The 17,134-nt window shown below is 71.8% G+C and carries 17 protein-coding genes and 1 pseudogene; 15 read left to right on the top strand and 3 right to left on the bottom strand.

Annotation, left to right across the window (positions count from 1 at the left end; all coding sequences use genetic code 11):
• Nucleotides 1–10 precede the first annotated feature (10 nt).
• On the top strand, nt 11–262 hold the full coding sequence (locus ACQB60_RS27615) for a DUF3311 domain-containing protein (protein ID WP_496928795.1): 252 nt from the start codon (nt 11–13) through the stop codon (nt 260–262).
• A complete protein-coding gene (locus ACQB60_RS27610; protein ID WP_496928794.1) occupies nt 259–1,794 on the top strand; it encodes a sodium:solute symporter family protein in 1,536 nt (511 codons plus the stop codon). The genes ACQB60_RS27615 and ACQB60_RS27610 overlap by 4 nt, the downstream gene beginning before the upstream one ends.
• Here the strand turns inward: ACQB60_RS27610 and ACQB60_RS27605 are convergent.
• Complete coding sequence (locus tag ACQB60_RS27605) at nt 1,742–3,208, bottom strand: MFS transporter (protein WP_496928793.1); 1,467 nt, start codon at nt 3,206–3,208, stop codon at nt 1,742–1,744. The two genes, ACQB60_RS27610 and ACQB60_RS27605, sit on opposite strands and share 53 nt — an antisense overlap.
• A gap of 117 nt (nt 3,209–3,325) precedes the next feature.
• Here ACQB60_RS27605 and ACQB60_RS27600 point away from each other — a divergent pair, with 117 nt between their 5' ends.
• The 4 genes from ACQB60_RS27600 to ACQB60_RS27585 all read left to right on the top strand — a co-directional run bounded on the left by ACQB60_RS27600 (nt 3,326) and on the right by ACQB60_RS27585 (nt 6,116).
• The gene (locus ACQB60_RS27600) at nt 3,326–3,856 is read left to right on the top strand and encodes a winged helix-turn-helix transcriptional regulator (RefSeq protein WP_496928792.1); all 531 of its coding nucleotides are present in this window, start codon (nt 3,326–3,328) and stop codon (nt 3,854–3,856) included.
• A gap of 30 nt (nt 3,857–3,886) precedes the next feature.
• Nucleotides 3,887–4,246 carry a DUF6412 domain-containing protein gene (locus tag ACQB60_RS27595; RefSeq protein ID WP_496928791.1) on the top strand — a complete coding sequence of 120 codons (360 nt, stop codon included), beginning with the start codon at nt 3,887–3,889 and terminating at the stop codon, nt 4,244–4,246.
• 106 nt (nt 4,247–4,352) lie between these two features.
• Nucleotides 4,353–5,111 (top strand): YidC/Oxa1 family membrane protein insertase, encoded by a 759-nt coding sequence (locus tag ACQB60_RS27590; protein WP_496928790.1) that lies wholly within the window; start codon nt 4,353–4,355, stop codon nt 5,109–5,111.
• Nucleotides 5,112–5,258: 147 nt separating this feature from the next.
• Nucleotides 5,259–6,116: a fumarylacetoacetate hydrolase family protein gene (locus tag ACQB60_RS27585; RefSeq protein ID WP_496928789.1), complete on the top strand. Its 858-nt coding sequence runs from the start codon at nt 5,259–5,261 to the stop codon at nt 6,114–6,116.
• Here the strand turns inward: ACQB60_RS27585 and ACQB60_RS27580 are convergent.
• Together ACQB60_RS27580 and ACQB60_RS27575 are read right to left on the bottom strand one after the other, a co-directional pair.
• Nucleotides 6,113–6,658, bottom strand: a complete 546-nt coding sequence (locus ACQB60_RS27580) for a heme-degrading domain-containing protein (protein WP_496928788.1) — start codon at nt 6,656–6,658, stop codon at nt 6,113–6,115. The two genes, ACQB60_RS27585 and ACQB60_RS27580, sit on opposite strands and share 4 nt — an antisense overlap.
• The gene (locus ACQB60_RS27575; RefSeq protein WP_496928787.1) at nt 6,655–7,770 is read right to left on the bottom strand and encodes a Gfo/Idh/MocA family oxidoreductase; all 1,116 of its coding nucleotides are present in this window, start codon (nt 7,768–7,770) and stop codon (nt 6,655–6,657) included. The genes ACQB60_RS27580 and ACQB60_RS27575 overlap by 4 nt, the downstream gene beginning before the upstream one ends.
• 56 nt (nt 7,771–7,826) lie before the next feature.
• On the opposite strand from ACQB60_RS27575, the gene ACQB60_RS27570 reads away from it, so the two are divergent.
• From ACQB60_RS27570 to ACQB60_RS27530, 9 genes and pseudogenes are all read left to right on the top strand, one after another.
• Nucleotides 7,827–8,945, top strand: a complete 1,119-nt coding sequence (locus ACQB60_RS27570) for an ROK family transcriptional regulator (RefSeq protein ID WP_496928786.1) — start codon at nt 7,827–7,829, stop codon at nt 8,943–8,945.
• Nucleotides 8,946–9,142: 197 nt separating this feature from the next.
• On the top strand, nt 9,143–10,318 hold the full coding sequence (locus tag ACQB60_RS27565) for a hypothetical protein (RefSeq protein ID WP_496928785.1): 1,176 nt from the start codon (nt 9,143–9,145) through the stop codon (nt 10,316–10,318).
• A gap of 159 nt (nt 10,319–10,477) precedes the next feature.
• On the top strand, nt 10,478–11,260 hold the full coding sequence (locus tag ACQB60_RS27560) for a GntR family transcriptional regulator (RefSeq protein WP_496928784.1): 783 nt from the start codon (nt 10,478–10,480) through the stop codon (nt 11,258–11,260).
• A gap of 138 nt (nt 11,261–11,398) precedes the next feature.
• Nucleotides 11,399–12,523 (top strand): TIGR03364 family FAD-dependent oxidoreductase, encoded by a 1,125-nt coding sequence (locus tag ACQB60_RS27555; protein WP_496928783.1) that lies wholly within the window; start codon nt 11,399–11,401, stop codon nt 12,521–12,523.
• 5 nt (nt 12,524–12,528) lie between these two features.
• On the top strand, nt 12,529–13,221 hold the full coding sequence (locus ACQB60_RS27550; protein ID WP_496928782.1) for a phosphonatase-like hydrolase: 693 nt from the start codon (nt 12,529–12,531) through the stop codon (nt 13,219–13,221).
• Nucleotides 13,218–14,289, top strand: a pseudogene (locus ACQB60_RS27545) (ABC transporter ATP-binding protein). The gene ACQB60_RS27550 and the pseudogene ACQB60_RS27545 overlap by 4 nt, the downstream one beginning before the upstream one ends.
• Nucleotides 14,282–15,154, top strand: a complete 873-nt coding sequence (locus tag ACQB60_RS27540) for a 2-aminoethylphosphonate ABC transporter permease subunit (RefSeq protein WP_496928781.1) — start codon at nt 14,282–14,284, stop codon at nt 15,152–15,154. The pseudogene ACQB60_RS27545 and the gene ACQB60_RS27540 overlap by 8 nt, the downstream one beginning before the upstream one ends.
• A complete protein-coding gene (locus ACQB60_RS27535; protein ID WP_496928780.1) occupies nt 15,141–15,968 on the top strand; it encodes an ABC transporter permease in 828 nt (275 codons plus the stop codon). Before ACQB60_RS27540 ends, ACQB60_RS27535 begins: the two co-directional genes overlap by 14 nt.
• 83 nt (nt 15,969–16,051) lie before the next feature.
• The gene (locus ACQB60_RS27530; RefSeq protein ID WP_496928779.1) at nt 16,052–17,128 is read left to right on the top strand and encodes a 2-aminoethylphosphonate ABC transporter substrate-binding protein; all 1,077 of its coding nucleotides are present in this window, start codon (nt 16,052–16,054) and stop codon (nt 17,126–17,128) included.
• Nucleotides 17,129–17,134 lie beyond the last annotated feature (6 nt).

The following is a 17,134-nucleotide window of genomic DNA, read 5'->3' as shown; positions in this document are numbered from 1 at the left end:
CTCCCTCTCCGTGATCGCTCGCCGCCCCCGTCTCCGCCATCCTCATCTCCTCTGGCTGCTTGTTCCCTTCGTGCTCTACCTGGGGGCCGTGCCCTTCGCCAATCGCGTGCGCCCCGTCGTGCTCGGGCTGCCGTTTCTGTTCTTCTGGCTGCTTGCCGCCACGCTCCTGACCCCCGTCGCCGTCTGGCTCACCTATCGCGGGGACCAGAAGCTGAAGAAGGCCCAGGGGCAGAAGCAGATGAACAACGGAGAGCAGGCATGAGCAACGGAGCCATCGCCACCACCATCTTCGCCCTCTTCATGGCCGGCACCGTCGCCCTCGGCCTCCTCGCCGTCCGCGGGCGAGGGAAGCAGGGCGGGCTCGCCGAGTGGTCCGTGGGCGGGCGCAGTCTCGGGGCCGTGTTCATCTGGGTGTTGATGGCGGGGGAGGGGTACACCAGCTTCTCTTATCTCGGGGCCGCCGGGTGGGGTTACAACTTCGGGGCGCCGGTTCTTTACGTCGTCGCCTATATGTCCTGCGGGTACGCCGTCGGCTACGTCGTCGGGCCCACCCTCTGGGCCTACGCCCGGCGGCACGGGCTCGTCAGCATCACCGACATGGTCGCCCACCGGTACGGGAAGCCCTGGCTCGGTGCGGTCATCGCGCTGCTCGCCACCGTCTTTCTGCTGCCGTACATCCAGTTGCAGATCACGGGGATGGGGGTGGTCGTCTCGACCATCTCGTACGGGGCCATCAGCCTCAACTGGGCCTATTTCATCGGCTTTGCCGTCACCGTTGGATTCGTCGTCGTCAGTGGGCTGCGGGGGAGCGCCTGGGTTTCCGTCCTCAAGGACCTTCTCGTCATCGTCACCCTCGCCTTTCTCGCCGTCTACGTTCCGCTGCACTACTTCGACGGCTACGGGGACTTCCTCCACCGGGTCACCAGTGAGAAGTCCGCCTGGCTCACCCTCCCGGGCTCCGGCGGCAGCCCGTACGGCACCGGGTGGTTCGTCACCACCTCCTTCCTCAATGCCCTGACCGTCGTCATCTTCCCGACCACCGTCGCCGGGTATCTGGGGGCGAAGAGCGCCGACGGGCTGCGGCGCAACGCCATCTGGCTGCCCGCCTACAACGTGCTGCTCTTCGTGCCCATGCTGCTCGGGATCGCCGCGCTGTTCGTTGTTCCCGGGCTCACCGGTGCGGGGTCGAACCTCGCGCTCTTCAAGCTTGTCGTTGATTCCCTGCCCGCCTGGGTCGTGGGAGTCGTCGGTGTTGCCGCCGCGCTGTCCTCCATCGTTCCCATGGCCGTCTTCATGCTCGTCATCGGGACGATGTGGGGGAGCAGCGTGCTGCCGCTCGTGCCGCGGTGGCGGGGGCCCGTGCGGCAGCGGGTCGGGTCGCAGGTCGTGGTCGTCGTCGCCGGGGCGCTCGCGCTCGTCATGACGTATGCCGCGCCCAACACCCTCGTACGGCTGTCCCTCATCTCGTACGAGGGGATGGCCCAGCTCGTGCCGATGGTGCTGCTCGGGCTTGTGTGGCGGAAGCTCACCCTCGTCGGAGCTCTCAGCGGGCTCGTGGCCGGGGTCGTCATCGTGTGCGTGCTCGTGTTCAGCGAGCGGGATCCTGTGTTTGGAGTGAACGCGGGGGTTCTCGCGCTCGGGGTCAACCTCCTTGTGGCGCTGGGGGTTTCGTTCGCGTACGAGAGTCCGGCCGATCGGGCGGACCCGCGGCCGGACGACGTCGTGCTCGCCCGGGATCCGATCAGCGAGGACGACGAGCCCGCCGCCGAGGAACCTGCCGTGTCCGCAGGCTAGGAGCCTGCCGTGTCCGTGTCCGCAGGCTGAGGACCACGGCAGCCGCCAGGACGCCCAGGCCCGCCGACACCCACAGCGCCACGTCCGCGCCCCGCGCCAGGGAGTCCGCCGACGTCGACACCGCGATCATCAACGCGACGCCCGCCGCCGAGCCGATGTAGCGGGCCGTGTTGCCCGCGCCCGAGCCCATCGCGGCGCGCTCGGCGGGGACCGACTCGACGGCGAGCTGGGGGAGGGCCGCGTTCAGCAGGCCGCTGCCCGTGCCGGAGATCAGGAGGCCGGGCAGGAGGCGGGCCCAGGAGCCGGGGCCGGAGGTGGCCGCCGCGCCCAGCATGGTGAGGGTCGCCGCCGCGTGCAGGGTGAAGCCGATGGCGAGTTGGTGGCGGGGTGAGACCCGGCCCGCCAGGCGCCGTGCCTGGAGTGCGACCACGAACGAGACGCCCGACCAGACCATGAACAGCCACGCCGTGTCCATCGCCGACAGGCCCATCGTGTGCTGGAGCAGCGTCGGCAGGTAACTGAAGAGCGCGATCACGGACAGGCCGGTGAACAGGGCGCCCGCCGCCGACGCCAGGAAGGGCGGCTTGCGGAGGAGGTCCAGGTCCAGCAGGGGCGTCGGGGTGCGGCGTTCCACGATCGTGAACGTCCAGGCCAGCGCCGCCGACGCGAGCAGCAGGAGGGCCACGGGCGCGCGCAGCCAGCCGTCGCGGCCGAGCGTGAGCGCGGCGATGAGGGCGACCAGGGAGAGGGCCAGCGTTGCTGCGCCCGTCGTGTCCGGGCGGCCGTCGCGCGGTGAGCGTGACTCCGCCACCGCGCGCGGGACGAGCGGCGCGACCGCCAGCGTGAGCAGGCCCAACACCCCGTACGCGAGGCGCCAGTTCATCGCCGCCGCGATCCCGCCCGCCGCCACCGGGCCGAGCGCGATGCCGCCGCTGACGAAGGCGCCCCACACGCCCGTGGCCCGTATGCGGCCGGGGCCCGCGGGGAAGGCCCGGACGAGCAGGCCGAGGCTGCTCGCGAGGATCGCCGCGCTCGCCGCGCCCTGGGCTACGCGGGCCAGCGTGAACTGCCAGGTGTTCGAGGCGAGCGCGGCGAGCATGGTGGTGATGCCGAGCGCCACCGTTCCGTACAGGAACGTCCTGCGGCGGCCGTGGTCGTCGGCGAGGCTGCCCGCGATCAGGAGGAGCGCGGCGAGGCCGAGCGGGGTGCCGTTCAGGAGCCATGCCTGGCCGGAGAGGCCGGTGCCGAGGGACGCGGCGGTGTCGGGGAGCGTCACCATCGGCGCGGTGTACGTCATGAGGGCCAGCGCGGTCGCGGCGCTGGTGACGGCGAGGGTGGCCGCCGGGCGTGGCGTGGAGCGGGGAGGTGCCGAGGGGTCTGCTGTGCGTACCGCCTCTGACAGCGAGCGCGACATGGGTCTGCCTCTCCGGAACGGGATGGGTTCAATGAATGAACTTCTACGGCGTGACGACCGTAGCACTGAAAGTTCGTTCACTGAACCTAGAGCCGGAAAAGTGGCTACAGTGGGGGCATGGCACTGGGTAAGGACTACGCCGCGCAGGAGTGCTCGATCGCCCGCGCGCTCGAGGTCGTCGGGGAGCGCTGGACGCTGCTCGTGATCCGGGACGCCCTCTACGGCGTGCGGCGCTACAACGACTTCCTCGTCCACCTCGGCATCCCGCGCGCCGTCCTCGCCTCCCGGCTCCAGGCGCTCACCGCCGCGGGGATCCTGGAGAAGCGGCCGTGCGCACAGGCCCCGCGCCGCCACGAGTACGTGCTCACGGAGCAGGGGTGCGCCCTGTGGCCGACCCTGCGCGCGCTCGGATCCTGGGGGCGCGACAACTTCTCCGACGCCGAGCCGCTGCGGTACTTCCGCCATGCCGCGTGCGGCACGGAGCTCGGCGCGTACGGGGAGTGCCCGCGCTGCGGGGCCGTCGTGCCGGTCCCGGACGTCGAGATGGTGCCGGGTCCCGGGCTCGATCCGGACCCGGTGGATCCGGTCAGCCGCGCGCTGCTGGCGCCCCGCAGGCTCCTTCAGCCGGTCGAGACGGATCCTGTATAACGGGCAGTACACACATTCGTATGCGCAGGTATGAGTCGTAGGTACGAGGGAGGAGGCTCCGTGAGAGACGTCGTCCGGAACGCGAAGGCGGCGCTGCGGCCCGCCCTCCTCCTGCTCTTCGTGCTCGTCGAGGTCGTCCTCGTCGACACCGGCAGCCTCACCGCCGCCGTCGCGTTCGCCGCGACCGCCGCGGCCGGGTCCGCCCTCGCCGTCTGCTCCCTGCTCGCCGCGCGCAGCGCGCCCGCCGTGCCGCGCACGCGCGTCCGCACGGCCATCCGCGACCGCGAGCAGCGCACCGCCTTCCTGCCCCAACGCGACCCCGACGCCCGGGGTCGCACGCGTCCCCGAGCACCCGGCCGTCTCGTCATGACGGCCGCGCGGGCCGCGTAGGGACCTTTCGCAGCGACAGCTCCCTCGCCCCTTCGCGGGTCGTCACGCCGTCACGCCGCAAGGCGTTCCATCTCCCGGCACGACGAGACCCTCGGAGGGCTCACCCATGTCCGTCTTCGCCAGCCTGGTCGAGCACCTGGCCGACCTGCTGAACCCGCTGTTCCACGCGTCGGCGGCGGCCGCCGCCATCGTCCTGTTCACCGCCTTCGTACGCCTTCTCGTGCATCCCCTGTCGCGGGCCTCCGCGCGCGGGCAGAAGGCGCAGGCGCGGCTGCGGCCGCGCATCACGGAGCTGCGCGAGAAGCACAAGAAGAACCCGGAGAAGATGCAGAAGGCGATCATGGAGCTGCACCGGGAGGAGAAGGTCTCGCCGCTCTCGGGCTGTCTGCCGAGCCTCTTCCAGCTGCCCGCCTTCTTCCTGCTCTACCACCTCTTCTCCAACTCGGAGATCGGCGGCGAGACCAACAAGCTGCTCGGGCACACCCTCGGCGCGGCCCCGCTCGGCGGGCGGTGGGCCGACGCCCTGGGGGACGGCGGGGTCTTCGGGGCGCAGGGGCTGGTCTACCTGGTGCTCTTCGCGATCGTCGCGGTCGTCGCCACCTTCAACTACCGGCGGACCAAGCGGCAGATGGCGGCCAACCCGACGCCGGTCGCCGGTGCCGGTGACGCGCCTCAGGTGCCCGGTATGGGGGCCATCACCAAGTTCATGCCGCTGATGTCGTTCATGACCCTGTTCACGGTCGCGGTCGTGCCGTTGGCCGCCGCACTGTACGTGGTGACCAGCACCACGTGGAGCGCGGTCGAACGGGCCGTCCTCTACCGGGACATGCCGGGAGTTAACGGGGCGCTCGCTACTGCCGGGTAACAGTCCAGTACGTGAACCGGGTCTTGCATAGCGGACAGTTTCCTCGGAGGATCGACCAAACCTCCGATGGCCGCAACCCATCGGCCGGGAAGGCCCCGACCCCTGACCTCATCAGGTGGGGCCCCGCTCGACCAAGGGAGATTGACCATGAAGCTGCTGCGTGTAGGCACGGCGGGCGCCGAGCGTCCCGCGCTGCTCGACGCCGAGGGGACCCTGCGGGACCTGTCCGGGATCGTCGCGGACATCGACGGCGCGCTGCTCGCGGACGACGCCGCCCTCGCCCGGGTGCGGGCGGCCGCCGAGTCGGGCGAGCTGCCGGTGCTCGACGCGACGGGGCTGCGCGTCGGGCCCCCGGTCGCACGCATCGGCAAGGTCGTCTGCATCGGCCTCAACTACCACGACCACGCCGCCGAGACGGGCGCCGCGACCCCCGCCGAGCCCGTCGTCTTCTTCAAGGCGGCGGACACGGTGGTCGGCCCCGACGACACCGTCCTCGTGCCCCGCAAGTCGGTGAAGACCGACTGGGAGGTGGAGCTCGCGATCGTCATCGGGCGGACCGCGCGCTACCTGGAGTCGCACGAGGAGGCGCTCGCGCACGTGGCCGGCTACGCGGTCGCGCACGACGTGTCGGAGCGGGAGTTCCAGATCGAGCGCGGCGGCACCTGGGACAAGGGCAAGAACTGCGAGACGTTCAACCCGCTGGGCCCCTGGCTCGTCACCCCGGACGAGGTCGGGGACCCGCAGGCCCTCTCCCTGAAGCTGTGGGTCAACGGCGAGCTGAAGCAGGACGGCTCGACCTCCGACCAGATCTTCCCGGTGGCGGAAGTGGTGCGCTACGTGAGCCAGTTCATGACCCTGTACCCGGGAGACGTGATCAACACGGGCACCCCGGCGGGCGTCGCCATGGGCCAGCCGGAGCCGAAGCCGTATCTGCGCGCCGGGGACGTCGTGGAGCTGGAGATCGACAAGCTCGGGCGGCAGCGGCAGGAGCTGAAGTCGGCCTAGCGGGATCCCCTCCCGGGGTCTGATCCGCAGGACAGGCTCCGGGGACGTGCGCGGCCGAACCGCTCCAGGGCCTCGACCACCAAGGCGTGGTCGGCCAGTTGCGGCAGGCCCGACACGGTGACCGTGCCGATGACGCCCGCGCCCTCGACCCTGATCGGGAAGGCCCCGCCGTGGGCCGCGTACCGGTCGGGGTCGAGGCGCGAGGAGTCCTCGAAGGTCGTGCCCTTGGCCCGGAACCGGGAGCCCACCAGGTACGACGAGCAGCCGTAGCGCTCCACGACGCGGCGCTTGCGCGCGATCCAGGCGTCGTTGTCGGGCGTGGAGCCGGGCAGCGCGGCGTGGAAGAGCTGCTGGCCGCCGCGGTGGATGTCGATCGCGACGGGCGCCTCGCGCTCACGGGCGAGCTCCACCAGGAGCGAGCCGAGGGCCCAGGCGTCCTCGTACGTGAAGCGGGGCAGGGTCAACCGCCGCTCCTGTGCTTCGAGTTCGTGGATCGTGGGAGCGGCGACGGCGCCGCTGGACGTGCCCGGGGTGGTGCTCACAGGGTCACCGTCACTCCGTCGCGGGCCGAGCGGCGCGCGGCCTCCAGGACGTCCAGGGCGGCGGCCGCCTCGTGGGCGGTGACCGGGTTCGGGCCCTGGCCGCGCAGGGCGGCGGCGACGGCCGCGTAGTACGCGGGGTAGTCGCCGGGCAGCGTCTCGACCGGGCGGCCGCCGCCGGTCAGCGGGGACTCGCCGGAGCCGACGCGGCCCCACATGCACTCGGCCTCCACGCCCCACTCCTGGCCATCCGTGTCCTGGCCGCCCGCCGCGGGCCGCCTGCCCTCGCGCAGGGCCGCCTCCTGCGGGTCGAGCCCGTACTTCACATAGCCCGCCGAGGAGCCCAGCACACGGAAGCGCGGGCCGAGTTGGGCGGTGGTGGCGCTCACGTACAGGTGCGAGCGGACGCCGCTGGTGTGGGTGACGGCGAGGAACGTGTCGTCGTCGGCCTCGGCGCCCGGGCGGCGCACGTCCGCCTCCGCGTACACGGCGGCCGCGGGGCCGAAGAGGACGAGGGCCTGGTCGACGACGTGGCTCCCGAGGTCGTACAGCAGACCTCCGATCTCCTCCGGGTTCCCGGACTCGCGCCAGCCGCCCTTGGGCTGCGGCCGCCACCGCTCGAAGCGGGACTCGAAGCGCCATACCTCGCCCAACTCGCCCTCGGAGATGAGTCGTTGGAGGGTGCGGAAGTCGTTGTCCCAGCGGCGGTTCTGGAACACGGAGAGCAGCAGGCCGCGCTCGTCGGCGAGGGCGGCGAGCTCACGCGCCTCGGCGGCGGTGCCCGCGACCGGCTTGTCGACGACGACGGGCAGGCCCGCCTTGAGGGCGGCGGTGGCCAGCGGGACGTGGGTCTTGTTCGGCGACGCGATCACGATCAGGTCGAGCTCGTCGGCCCGCTCCCACAGCTCGTCGGCCGAGGCGACGGTGCGCAGACCGTCCCCGAACTCGGCGCGGGCCTGTGCCTGCCGCTCGGGGTTCGAGGTGACCACCGTGTCGAGGGCGAGGCCCTCGGTGGCGGCGATCAGGGGGGCGTGGAAGACGGAACCCGCGAGGCCGTAGCCGATGAGGCCGACGCGGAGGGGCGCGTGCGGGGCGGTGCCGGTCGGGGAAGTCATGCACTCCACTTAAACAACGCTGTTGCCAAAGTGCAAGCGGTGCGGACAATGGGTGGGTGGACAGGACACCGACAGCTCAGCCCGCAGGGGTCAACCTCCTTGCGCTGCGCGGACACAACGCCGCCCTCGTGCTCGACCTGCTGCGCGCGGCGGGCGAGGACGGCATCAGCAGGCTGGAGCTGGCCGCGCGCACCGGGCTCACCCCGCAGGCCGTCAGCAAGATCACGGCCCGGCTGCGCGGTCAGGGCCTGGTGGCGGAGGCGGGGCGCCGGGCCTCGACGGGCGGCAAGCCGCGCACGGTCCTGCGCCTGGTGCGCGGCGCCGCCTCCGCGGTCGGCCTGCACCTGGACCGGGACGAGCTGCGCGCGGTCCGCGTCGACCTGCTCGGCCGGGTGGTCGAGGAGCGCCGGTGCCCGCTGGACTTCGGGGCGGGACCGGAGGCGGTGGTCGAGGTGGCGGCGGCGCGGGTGCGGGAGCTGGTCCGGGGCGATGTGTCGGTGCTCGGTGTCGGGGTCGCCCTGCCGGGACCGCTCGACCACGCGCACGGGGTGCTGCACCGGGTCACCGGCTTCCCCGAGTGGGACGGCTTCGCGCTGCGGGACGTCCTCGGGGAGCGGCTCGGCCTCCCCGTCGCCGTCGACAAGGACACCAACGCCGCCGCGCTCGGCCTCGCGCTCCTCATCGGCGACGCCTCCTTCGCCTACCTCCACCTCGGTACGGGACTCGGGGCCGGACTGGTGCTCGGCGGAGCCCTCTACCGTGGCGCGCGCACCGGGGCGGGCGAATTCGGCCACCAGGTGCTCCAGTTGGACGGCCCGCTCTGCGACTGCGGTGAGCGCGGCTGCGTCGAGGCCCTCTGTCTCGCGGCGGTCCGTGCGGGCGCGACGGACGAGGCGGCGCGGGTGCTCGGGGTGGCGGCGGGGAATCTGGTCAGCCTGCTCGACATCGACCGGGTGCTGCTCGGGGGGCGGACCGTTCTCGCTGCTGAGGACCGTTTTGTACGGGGAGTTGGGGCCGTGCTCGACGAGCGCGCCCGGCGTGGGGGCGGGGGTGGGCGGGTGCCGGTCGCGGTGGCGGCGGGCGGGGTCCGAGCGGTGGCCGAGGGGGCCGCACAACTGGTCCTCGCACCGCTTTTCGGCCGGGCGAATGTTGCCTTTCCCGCCAATCAGAATTGACGGAAACTCGGCTGATGGAGGGGACTTTGGCGGCCGGTTGGTCCTAATGGGCCACGTGAGGCCGGAGTGGTCGCGCGCGCGTGGCAGGGTCCTGGGCCACGACAGGTGAACGTCGGCCCGCGTCGGGCTCTCTTTTCCGGCTGGGTACCGCCTGTGCATTCCGGTTCCGCGCCCTGCCGCTCCAGCAAAGGCTCTTCATGCGTCTCCGCAGTTCCCTTGCCTTCGGTGTCACCGCCGCTGCCGCCGCCACCCTCGCACCCGCCGTGGTGGGCTCGCCCGCCGTCGCGGACGAGGGCAACAGCGTCCTCAACAGCAACGTGTGCGCCGTGACGGGGCTGTTCGGCGGGATGATCCCGGACTCGTCCTGCGGCGGGGCACAGGCGGACGCGGCGGCGACGATCGACACGACGCAGACACAACCCCAGCAGCCTCAAGCTCAGCAGCCGCAGGTGCAACAGCCGCAGGTGCAACAGCCGCAGGCTCAGCAGCCGCAGGTGCAACAGCCGCAGGCTCAGCAGCCCCAGGTCCAGCAGCCGCAGGCGCAGCAGCCGCAGGCGCAACAGCCCCAAGCTCAGCAGCCCCAGGTCCAGCAACCTCAGGCGCAGCAGCCCCAAGCTCAGCAGCCGCAGGCCCAGCAGCCCCAGGCGCAGCAGCCGCAGGCCCAGAAGCCCCAGCCCCAGCAGCCCCGCCCCAACGAAGCGCTCACCCAGACCACGCCGACCACGGCCCAGCCCACCTGTGCCACCACGGCGAACAGCAACGCCTTCCCCATCAAGACCGCCATCCACGACGGCCCCACCACCTACGTCCCCGGTGGCGGTTTCCAGAACTGGACGGTCGACCTCACCAACACCACCGGTGACAGCTGCGGCAACATCCACCCGGTCGTCGTCTTCGTCGACCAGCAGGGGACGCTCAAGCCGCAGCAGCCGCAGCTGGAGTTCTACGACGGGTCGCGCTGGCGGCCCGTGCCCTTCACGCACACCGGGAAGAACGAGAACGTCGGAGTCTTCGACGACGGCTTCGCCGGCTTCACGGTCCCCCCGGGGCGGACCGTGTCCGTGAAGGTCCGGCTCTCCTTCACCTCCGACACCGCTCCCAACCACGTTGTCGCCAACGCCGCGATCGTGCAGCGCCGCGCCGACGACGGGGACTGGGTGGGGCAGTCCAACGACTACCCCTTCGAGATCGTCGCCGCCGGGGAGGCGGACAAGGAGCACACCGGCTCCACGTCCGCCCGTCCGGAGGCGACGGAGCTCGCCAAGACAGGCTCGGGTGCCATGCCCGGGCTTGGGGTCACCGCCGGCGCCTTCCTCCTCGGCGGCGGTGCCCTCGTGGTGGGATGTCGGCGCCTACACAGCCGCAGGCGCTGAACCAGCCGTTCCCGCCACCTTCCGGAAGACCGCGCCCGTGCCGCTCCAGCCGAAGCAAGACCGGCGGCACGGGCGCGGTCACGTGTCCGGGGCACGCACCCCTCACGGTGACACCGTGCGTTCACTTCCCCGTTCACGAACGTCTGCGAACATCCCCCCGTGGACATCCCGAACCTCCGTGACCTGGCGCCCGGCGCGCCCATTCGCTCCGGCATCCCCGAGCACGGCCGCATACCGAAGTACTACGCGGTCAAGGCCGAGATCTCCCGGCTGATCGGGGAGTTGGGGGACGGGCAGCCGCTGCCCACGGAGCGCGATCTCGCGGTGCGCTTCGAGGTCGCCCGCGAGACCGTGCGCCAGGCGCTGCGCGAGCTGATTCTGGAGGGGCGGCTCCGGCGGCAGGGCCGGGGCACCGTCGTCGCGGGACCCAAGCTGGAGCAGCCGCTCTCGCTCGCCAGCTACACCGAAGGCGTACGGCGGCAGGGGCGCACCCCCGGCCGCACGCTCATCTCCCTGGACCGCTTCCCCTGCTCGGCGGCGCTCGCGCCCGAGGTCGGGGTCGAGGAGGGCGAGCCGGTCTGGCACATGGAGCGGGTGCTGCTCGCGGACGAGGAGCGGGTGGGCCTTGAGTCCACCTATGTGTCGGTGGCCCGGGCGCCGCGCCTGGAGGGCGAGTTCGAGCCCGACTCGTCCTTCTACGCGTATCTGCGCGAGCACCTCGGGATCTCCTTCGGGGACGCGGACGAGCGCATCGAGACGGTCCTGGCCACGCCCCGGGAGGCGCTGCTCATCGGGACGCCCCCCGCGCTCCCGATGCTCCTGATCCACCGGCTGTCCCGGGACACCGCGGGCCGCCCCCTGGAGCGGGTGCGCACCCTCTACCGGGGCGACCGGTTCTCCTTCACGACGCGGCTCGGCGGATACGGGGACGAGCTGGGCTGAACGGCCCTTGCGCGCAGGGCGATCGGCCCGCCTGGATAACGGAACGATAACGGGTCTAGGCCATCTTTGGGTGGCCGTTCACCGTCCCGTTGCCCTTCGGTCCCGCGCGGGACACCGGCCGCAAGGAGCGTTGCCGCCGTGAGAGTCATCGTCGTAGGAGCCGGCGTGGTGGGCACCATGCACGCCTGGCACGCAGTGGAACGCGGCCACGAGGTCGTCCAGATCGAGCGCGAGAGCGAGGCGCGCGGGGCCTCGCTCCGCAACTTCGGGCAGATATGGGTGAGCGGCCGGGCGGGCGGCGAGGAGCTCGAAACCGCCCTGCGGGCACGGGAGTTGTGGGAGGGCATCGGGGCGCGCGTGCCGGGCCTCGGCTTTCGCGCCAACGGCTCCCTCACCCTCGTACGGGGTGAGCGGGAGCGGGCCGTCGCCGAGGCGGCGCTGGCTCGGCCCGACGCCGCGGCGCGCGGCTACAAGCTGCTGACCGGTGAGGAGGCGCGCGAGGTCAACCCGGCCCTGCGCGGCGACTTCACGGCGGCCCTGTACTGCGAGCGGGACGCCGCCGTCGAGCCGCGCACCGCTCAACTCCACTTGAGGGAAGCCCTGTCGGCGAACCCCCGCTACACCTTCCTGCCGGGCCGTGAGGTGCGCGAGGTCGTCGGCGAGAGCGCCGTCCGCGACGACCACGGCGACGTGCACACCGGGGACGTGGTCGTGCTCGCCACCGGGGCCTGGCTCGGCGGGCTCGTCCGGGAGCTGGCCGGGCCCGAACTCCCCGTGCGCCGCGTCCGGTTGCAGATGATGCAGACCGAACCGCTCGGCGAGGCCCTGACCACGTCCGTCGCGGACGCCGACAGCTTCCGCTACTACCCGGCCTACGCCTCGCCCGCGCTCGACGAGCTGAACGCCGGGCAGGCGCAGACGCCGACCGCCGCCGCCCACAAGATGCAGCTGCTCATGGTGCAGCGCGCGGACGGCGGGCTGACCATCGGCGACACCCACGAGTACGAGCACCCCTTCGCCTTCGACACCGTCGAGGAGCCCTACGACCACCTCAGCGAGGTCGTCGAGGGCTTCCTCGGCCGCCCGCTGCCCAGGATCAGGCGGCGCTGGGCCGGGGTGTACGCGCAGTGCGTCGACACGAGCCGGGTCGTGCACCGGCAGCAGGTCCGCGAGGGCACCTGGCTGGTCACCGGGCCCGGCGGGCGCGGCATGACCTGCTCGCCCGCGATCGCCGAGACGACCGCCAACGAGCTGGGATGGTGAGGGAGTTGACCGACCGCATACGACTGGTCGTGCTGGACATGGCCGGGACCACCGTCGCCGACGGGGGCCTCGTCGAGCAGGCGTTCTCGGCGGCGGCACAGCGGCTCGGGGTGGAGCCCGGGTCCGCCGACCACGAGGAGAAGCTCGACTACGTCCGCGCCACCATGGGCGAGTCCAAGATCTCCGTCTTCCGGCACCTGTTCGGGGACGAGGCGCGCGCCCAGGAGGCCAACGTCGCCTTCGAGAAGGCGTACGGGGAGCTGGTCGACGGCGGCCGCATCGCCCCCGTCCCCGGGGCGCGCGAAGCCATCGAGGAGCTCAAGTCGGCTGGCAGGACAGTGGTGTTGACGACCGGGTTCGCCCGGGTCACCCAGGACGCCATCCTCGACGCGCTCGGCTGGCGCGACCTCGTCGGGCTCACCCTGTGCCCCGCCGACGCGGGCGGCCGGGGGCGGCCCTTCCCCGACATGGTGCTCGCCGCGTTCCTGCGGACGGGGGCGGCGGACGGGGTGCGGGAGGTCGCGGTCGCGGGCGACACGGCGTACGACATGCGCAGCGGGGTCAGGTCCGGTGCCGGGGTCGTCGCCGGAGTGCTCACCGGGGCGCACGACGAGGCGGTGCTGCGGGAGGCCGGAGCCACGCAGGTGCTCGGCTCGGTCGCCGAACTCCCCGCCCTGCTTAGGGGTGTTGAGGAATGAGCGCGGCCCCCGCCCGGAGCGGCATCCGCTTCGACCGCGTGTCCGTCGCCTACAGCGGCACCGTCGTCCTCGACGCCCTCGACCTGACCGTCGAACCCGGCGAGGTCATGGCGCTGCTCGGCCCCTCCGGCTCCGGCAAGACCACCGCGCTGCGGGCCGTCGCCGGGTTCGTCCGGCCGGTGTCGGGGCGGGTGTTCATCGGGGAGCGCGACGTCACGGGGCTGCCGCCGCACCAGCGGGGGATCGGCATGGTCGTCCAGCAGTACGCGCTCTTTCCGCACATGCGGGTCGCGGACAACGTCGCCTTCGGCCTGAAGGCGCAGAAGGCCCCGAAGTCCGGGATACCCGGCCGGGTCGCCGAGGCGCTGGAGATGACGGGCATGGCCGCGTACGCGAAGCGGTTCCCGCGCGAGCTGTCCGGCGGGCAGCAGCAGCGGGTCGCCATCGCGCGGGCGCTGGCGATCCGGCCGGGGGGTGCTGCTCCTGGACGAGCCGCTGTCCGCGCTCGACGCGCAGCTGCGCTCCGGGATGCTGGCCGAACTCGCCCGGCTGCACCGGGAGTTGCCCGAGGTGTCGATCCTCTACGTGACCCACGACCAGGTCGAGGCGCTGACCCTCGCGGACCGGATCGCCGTCATGGACAGCGCGCGGCTGAAGGACTGCGGGACACCGCAGGAGCTCTACCGGGCGCCCAGGACCGAGTTCACGGCCGGGTTCGTGGGCAACGCGAACCTCTTGAAGGTGACCGTCTCGAAGGGAGGCGTCGCCTTCGGGGGTGCCGAGCTCGCCGTCGACACCGGGGGTGCCGTGGCGGGGGCCGTGGCCACGCTGTGCGTGCGGCCGCACCTCGTCGGCCTCGGGGCCGGGCCCAACTCCCTTACGGGGAAGGTGTCCGAGGTGCAGTGGCGGGGGGCCACGCACCGGCTGTACGTGGACGTGGGCGGGCAGTCCGTGAAGGCGGACCTGCGGGAGCTGAAGGCGCCGCCGGGGATCGGGGACGAGGTCACCCTGCACTTCGCGCCCGAGGACGCGGTGCTGCTGTCCGCAGGGGTGAGCAAGGATGGCTAGCGTCGTACTCGGGACACGGGCGGGGAAGGCGGCCACGTCCCGTACCCGCATACCGAAGTTCGTGTGGGCCCTCCCGCCCGTCGCCCTGCTCGGGCTCGTGTTCCTCTACCCCCTCGCCCTCGTCGTCCAGCAGTCCGTGCGGCCCGACACCGGGGGGACCTCGCTCGCGCCCTACGCGGACGTGTTCGCCTCCGAGGCGTTCCGGGAGGCGCTCGGGACCACCGTGTGGCTGGCCGTCGGGTCCACCGCGGGGTGTCTCGTGCTGGGGTTCGCGCTCGCGCTCGTGATCGCCTTCGTGCCGTTCCCCGGGGGCAGGGCCGTCGCCAAGTTCATCGACGTCTTCCTCTCCTTCCCGTCCTTCCTCATCACGCTCGCGCTGCTGTTCATCTACGGCACGAAGGGCATGGCGAACGGGATCTGGACCGATGCGACCGGGGCCGCCGACGGGCCCTTCCAGTTCCTCACCACCCCGTGGGGCGTGCTGCTCGCCGAGATCACGTACTTCACGCCCTTCGTGATGCGGCCGCTGCTCGCCGCCTTCTCGCAGCTCGACACCGCCCAGCTGGAGGTGGCGTCGAGTCTGGGGGCGCGGCCCCTGCGCGTCGTGCGGCAGGTCATCCTGCCCGAGGCGCTGCCCGCGCTCGCCGCGGGCGGGAGCCTCGTGCTCGTCATGTGTCTCAACGAGTTCGGGATCGTCCTCTTCACCGGGGCCAAGGGCGTCACGACCCTGCCGATGCTCGTCTACGGCAAGGCCATCCTCGAGTCCGACTATCCGGCGGCCTGTGTCGTCGCCGTCGTCAACATCGCGATCTCCCTGGGCCTCTACGGCATCTACCGGGTGGTGAGCCGTCGTGCTGGTGCATAGCCGCAAGGGGAAGTGGGCGGCCTGGGTCCTCTTCCTCGTCTTCTTCCTGCCGCTCTTCGCGCTGCCGCTGCTCGTCATCCTCGCGGCGTCGTTCTCCTCCCACTGGTCGGGCGCTTTCCCGTCCGGGTTCACCGCCGAGCACTACTCGGCCGCCACCCGGGGGGAATCACTCGAGGCGCTGACCACCAGCCTCGTCACGGCCGTCGCCGCCAGCCTGCTCGCGCTCACCGCGGGCGCGTGGGCCGCGCTCGCCGCCGCCTCGCTGAAGAAGGGCGGAGGGGGCACCCCCAGGCTCTCCAAGCTCTGGGGGCGGGTCCTGGACGCCCTGTTCATGCTGCCCGTCGCCGTGCCGTCCGTCGTGGTCGGGCTCGCCGTCCTCGTCGCCTTCAGCAAGCCGCCGATGATCCTCAACGGCACGCGCTGGATCGTGATCCTCGCGCACGCCATTCTCGTCACGGCGTTCGCCTACCAGTCGGTCTCGGCCGCCATCCTGCGTCTCGACCCCGCGTACGAACAGGCCGCCGCCTCGCTCGGTGCCCGGCCCGCGTACGTCCTGTGGCGGGTGAAGCTGCCGCTCCTGCTGCCGTCCCTCACGGCGGCCGCCGGGCTCTGCTTCGCCCTGTCCATGGGTGAGTTGAGCGCCACGATGATGCTCTACCCGCCGAACTGGATGCCGCTCCCGGTGCAGATCTACGCGGCCACCGACCGGGGCGCCACCTTCACCGGGGCCGCCGTCGCGGTGGTCCTGATGGCGGCGACGCTGCTCGTGCTCTTCGCCGTGTCCCGCATCCGCACCCGCGCCTCCTACCGCTGAATTCCCCTTCCCCCCAAGGCCCTCAGACCCTCAGGCCCTCAGGCCCTCAGGCCCTCAAGGTTCTCCAAGGAGTACGAAACGTCATGCACCGGCTTACCTCCGCCCGCACGCTCGCCGCCGTCTCCGGCAGCCTCGTCCTCGCCGGCTCGCTCACCGCCTGCGGCGGCGACTCCGCCGCGTCCAACGCCAAGGAGGTCACCGTCTACAGCGCCGACGGCCTCAAGGGCGAGAACGGCGACGGCTGGTACGACCAGGTCTTCAAGGACTTCGAGAAGAAGACCGGCATCAAGGTCAACTACGTCGAGGGCGGCTCCGGCGAGATGGTGCAGCGCGCCGTCCGCGAGAAGTCCAACACCCAGGCCGACGTCCTCATCACCCTGCCCCCCTTCATCCAACAGGCCGACGACAAGGGCCTGTTGCAGGCGTACGAGCCGAAGGGAGCGGAGGAGGTCGACGGCGCGAACAAGGCCGCCGACGGCAAGTGGACCGCCGTCGTCAACAACTACTTCGGCTTCATCTACAACAAGAAGGAGCTCGGCGGCGCCAAGGCCCCCAAGACCTGGGAGGACCTCACCGACTCCGCGTACAAGAACAAGGTGCAGTACTCCACGCCCGGCGTCGCGGGCGACGGCACCGCCGTGCTGATCAAGGCCATGCACGACTTCGGCGGCAAGGAGCCCGCCCTGGACTACCTGAAGAAGCTCCAGTCCAACAACGTCGGCCCGTCCGCCTCCACCGGCAAGCTCGCGCCCAAGGTCGACAAGGGCGAGCTGCTCGCCGCCAACGGCGACGTGCAGATGAACTACGCCCAGTCCAGGGACATGCCGAACCTCGGCATCTGGTTCCCGGCCACCGAGAAGAACCCCGGCAGGCCCACGACCTTCGCGCTGCCGTACGCGGCCGGGCTCGTGAACAAGGCCCCGCACAGCGCCAACGCCAAGAAGTTCCTCGACTATCTGCTCGGACAGAAGGCGCAGCAGCAGGTCAGCGAGGTCGGCGGCGGCTTCGCGGCGCGCGGCGACGTCAAGGCGACCGACGAGAACGCCGTGGCCCTCGACAAGCTCATGGACGGCGTCGACGTCTTCGAGCCGGACTGGGACGACATCTCCAAGAACCTCCCGTCGTACGTGGAGGACTGGAAGTCGGCAACCGGCAGCTGACCGTGC

This window comes from Streptomyces odontotermitis (assembly GCF_050510915.1).
GTDB lineage: Bacteria > Actinomycetota > Actinomycetes > Streptomycetales > Streptomycetaceae > Streptomyces.
Note: the sequence above shows the minus strand (reverse complement) of the source record. Positions and strands in the feature narration are given on the sequence as shown.

Bases quoted from the DNA above. Each gene is read 5' to 3' on its own strand.
- ACQB60_RS27610 (WP_496928794.1), top strand. From the start codon at position 259: ATGAGCAACGGAGCCATCGCCACCACCATCTTCGCCCTCTTCATGGCC.
- ACQB60_RS27605 (WP_496928793.1), bottom strand. From the start codon at position 3,208: ATGTCGCGCTCGCTGTCAGAGGCGGTACGCACAGCAGACCCCTCGGCA.
- ACQB60_RS27600 (WP_496928792.1), top strand. From the start codon at position 3,326: ATGGCACTGGGTAAGGACTACGCCGCGCAGGAGTGCTCGATCGCCCGC.
- ACQB60_RS27595 (WP_496928791.1), top strand. From the start codon at position 3,887: ATGAGTCGTAGGTACGAGGGAGGAGGCTCCGTGAGAGACGTCGTCCGG.
- ACQB60_RS27590 (WP_496928790.1), top strand. From the start codon at position 4,353: ATGTCCGTCTTCGCCAGCCTGGTCGAGCACCTGGCCGACCTGCTGAAC.
- ACQB60_RS27585 (WP_496928789.1), top strand. From the start codon at position 5,259: ATGAAGCTGCTGCGTGTAGGCACGGCGGGCGCCGAGCGTCCCGCGCTG.
- ACQB60_RS27575 (WP_496928787.1), bottom strand. From the start codon at position 7,770: ATGACTTCCCCGACCGGCACCGCCCCGCACGCGCCCCTCCGCGTCGGC.
- ACQB60_RS27565 (WP_496928785.1), top strand. From the start codon at position 9,143: ATGCGTCTCCGCAGTTCCCTTGCCTTCGGTGTCACCGCCGCTGCCGCC.
- ACQB60_RS27540 (WP_496928781.1), top strand. From the start codon at position 14,282: ATGGCTAGCGTCGTACTCGGGACACGGGCGGGGAAGGCGGCCACGTCC.
- ACQB60_RS27530 (WP_496928779.1), top strand. From the start codon at position 16,052: ATGCACCGGCTTACCTCCGCCCGCACGCTCGCCGCCGTCTCCGGCAGC.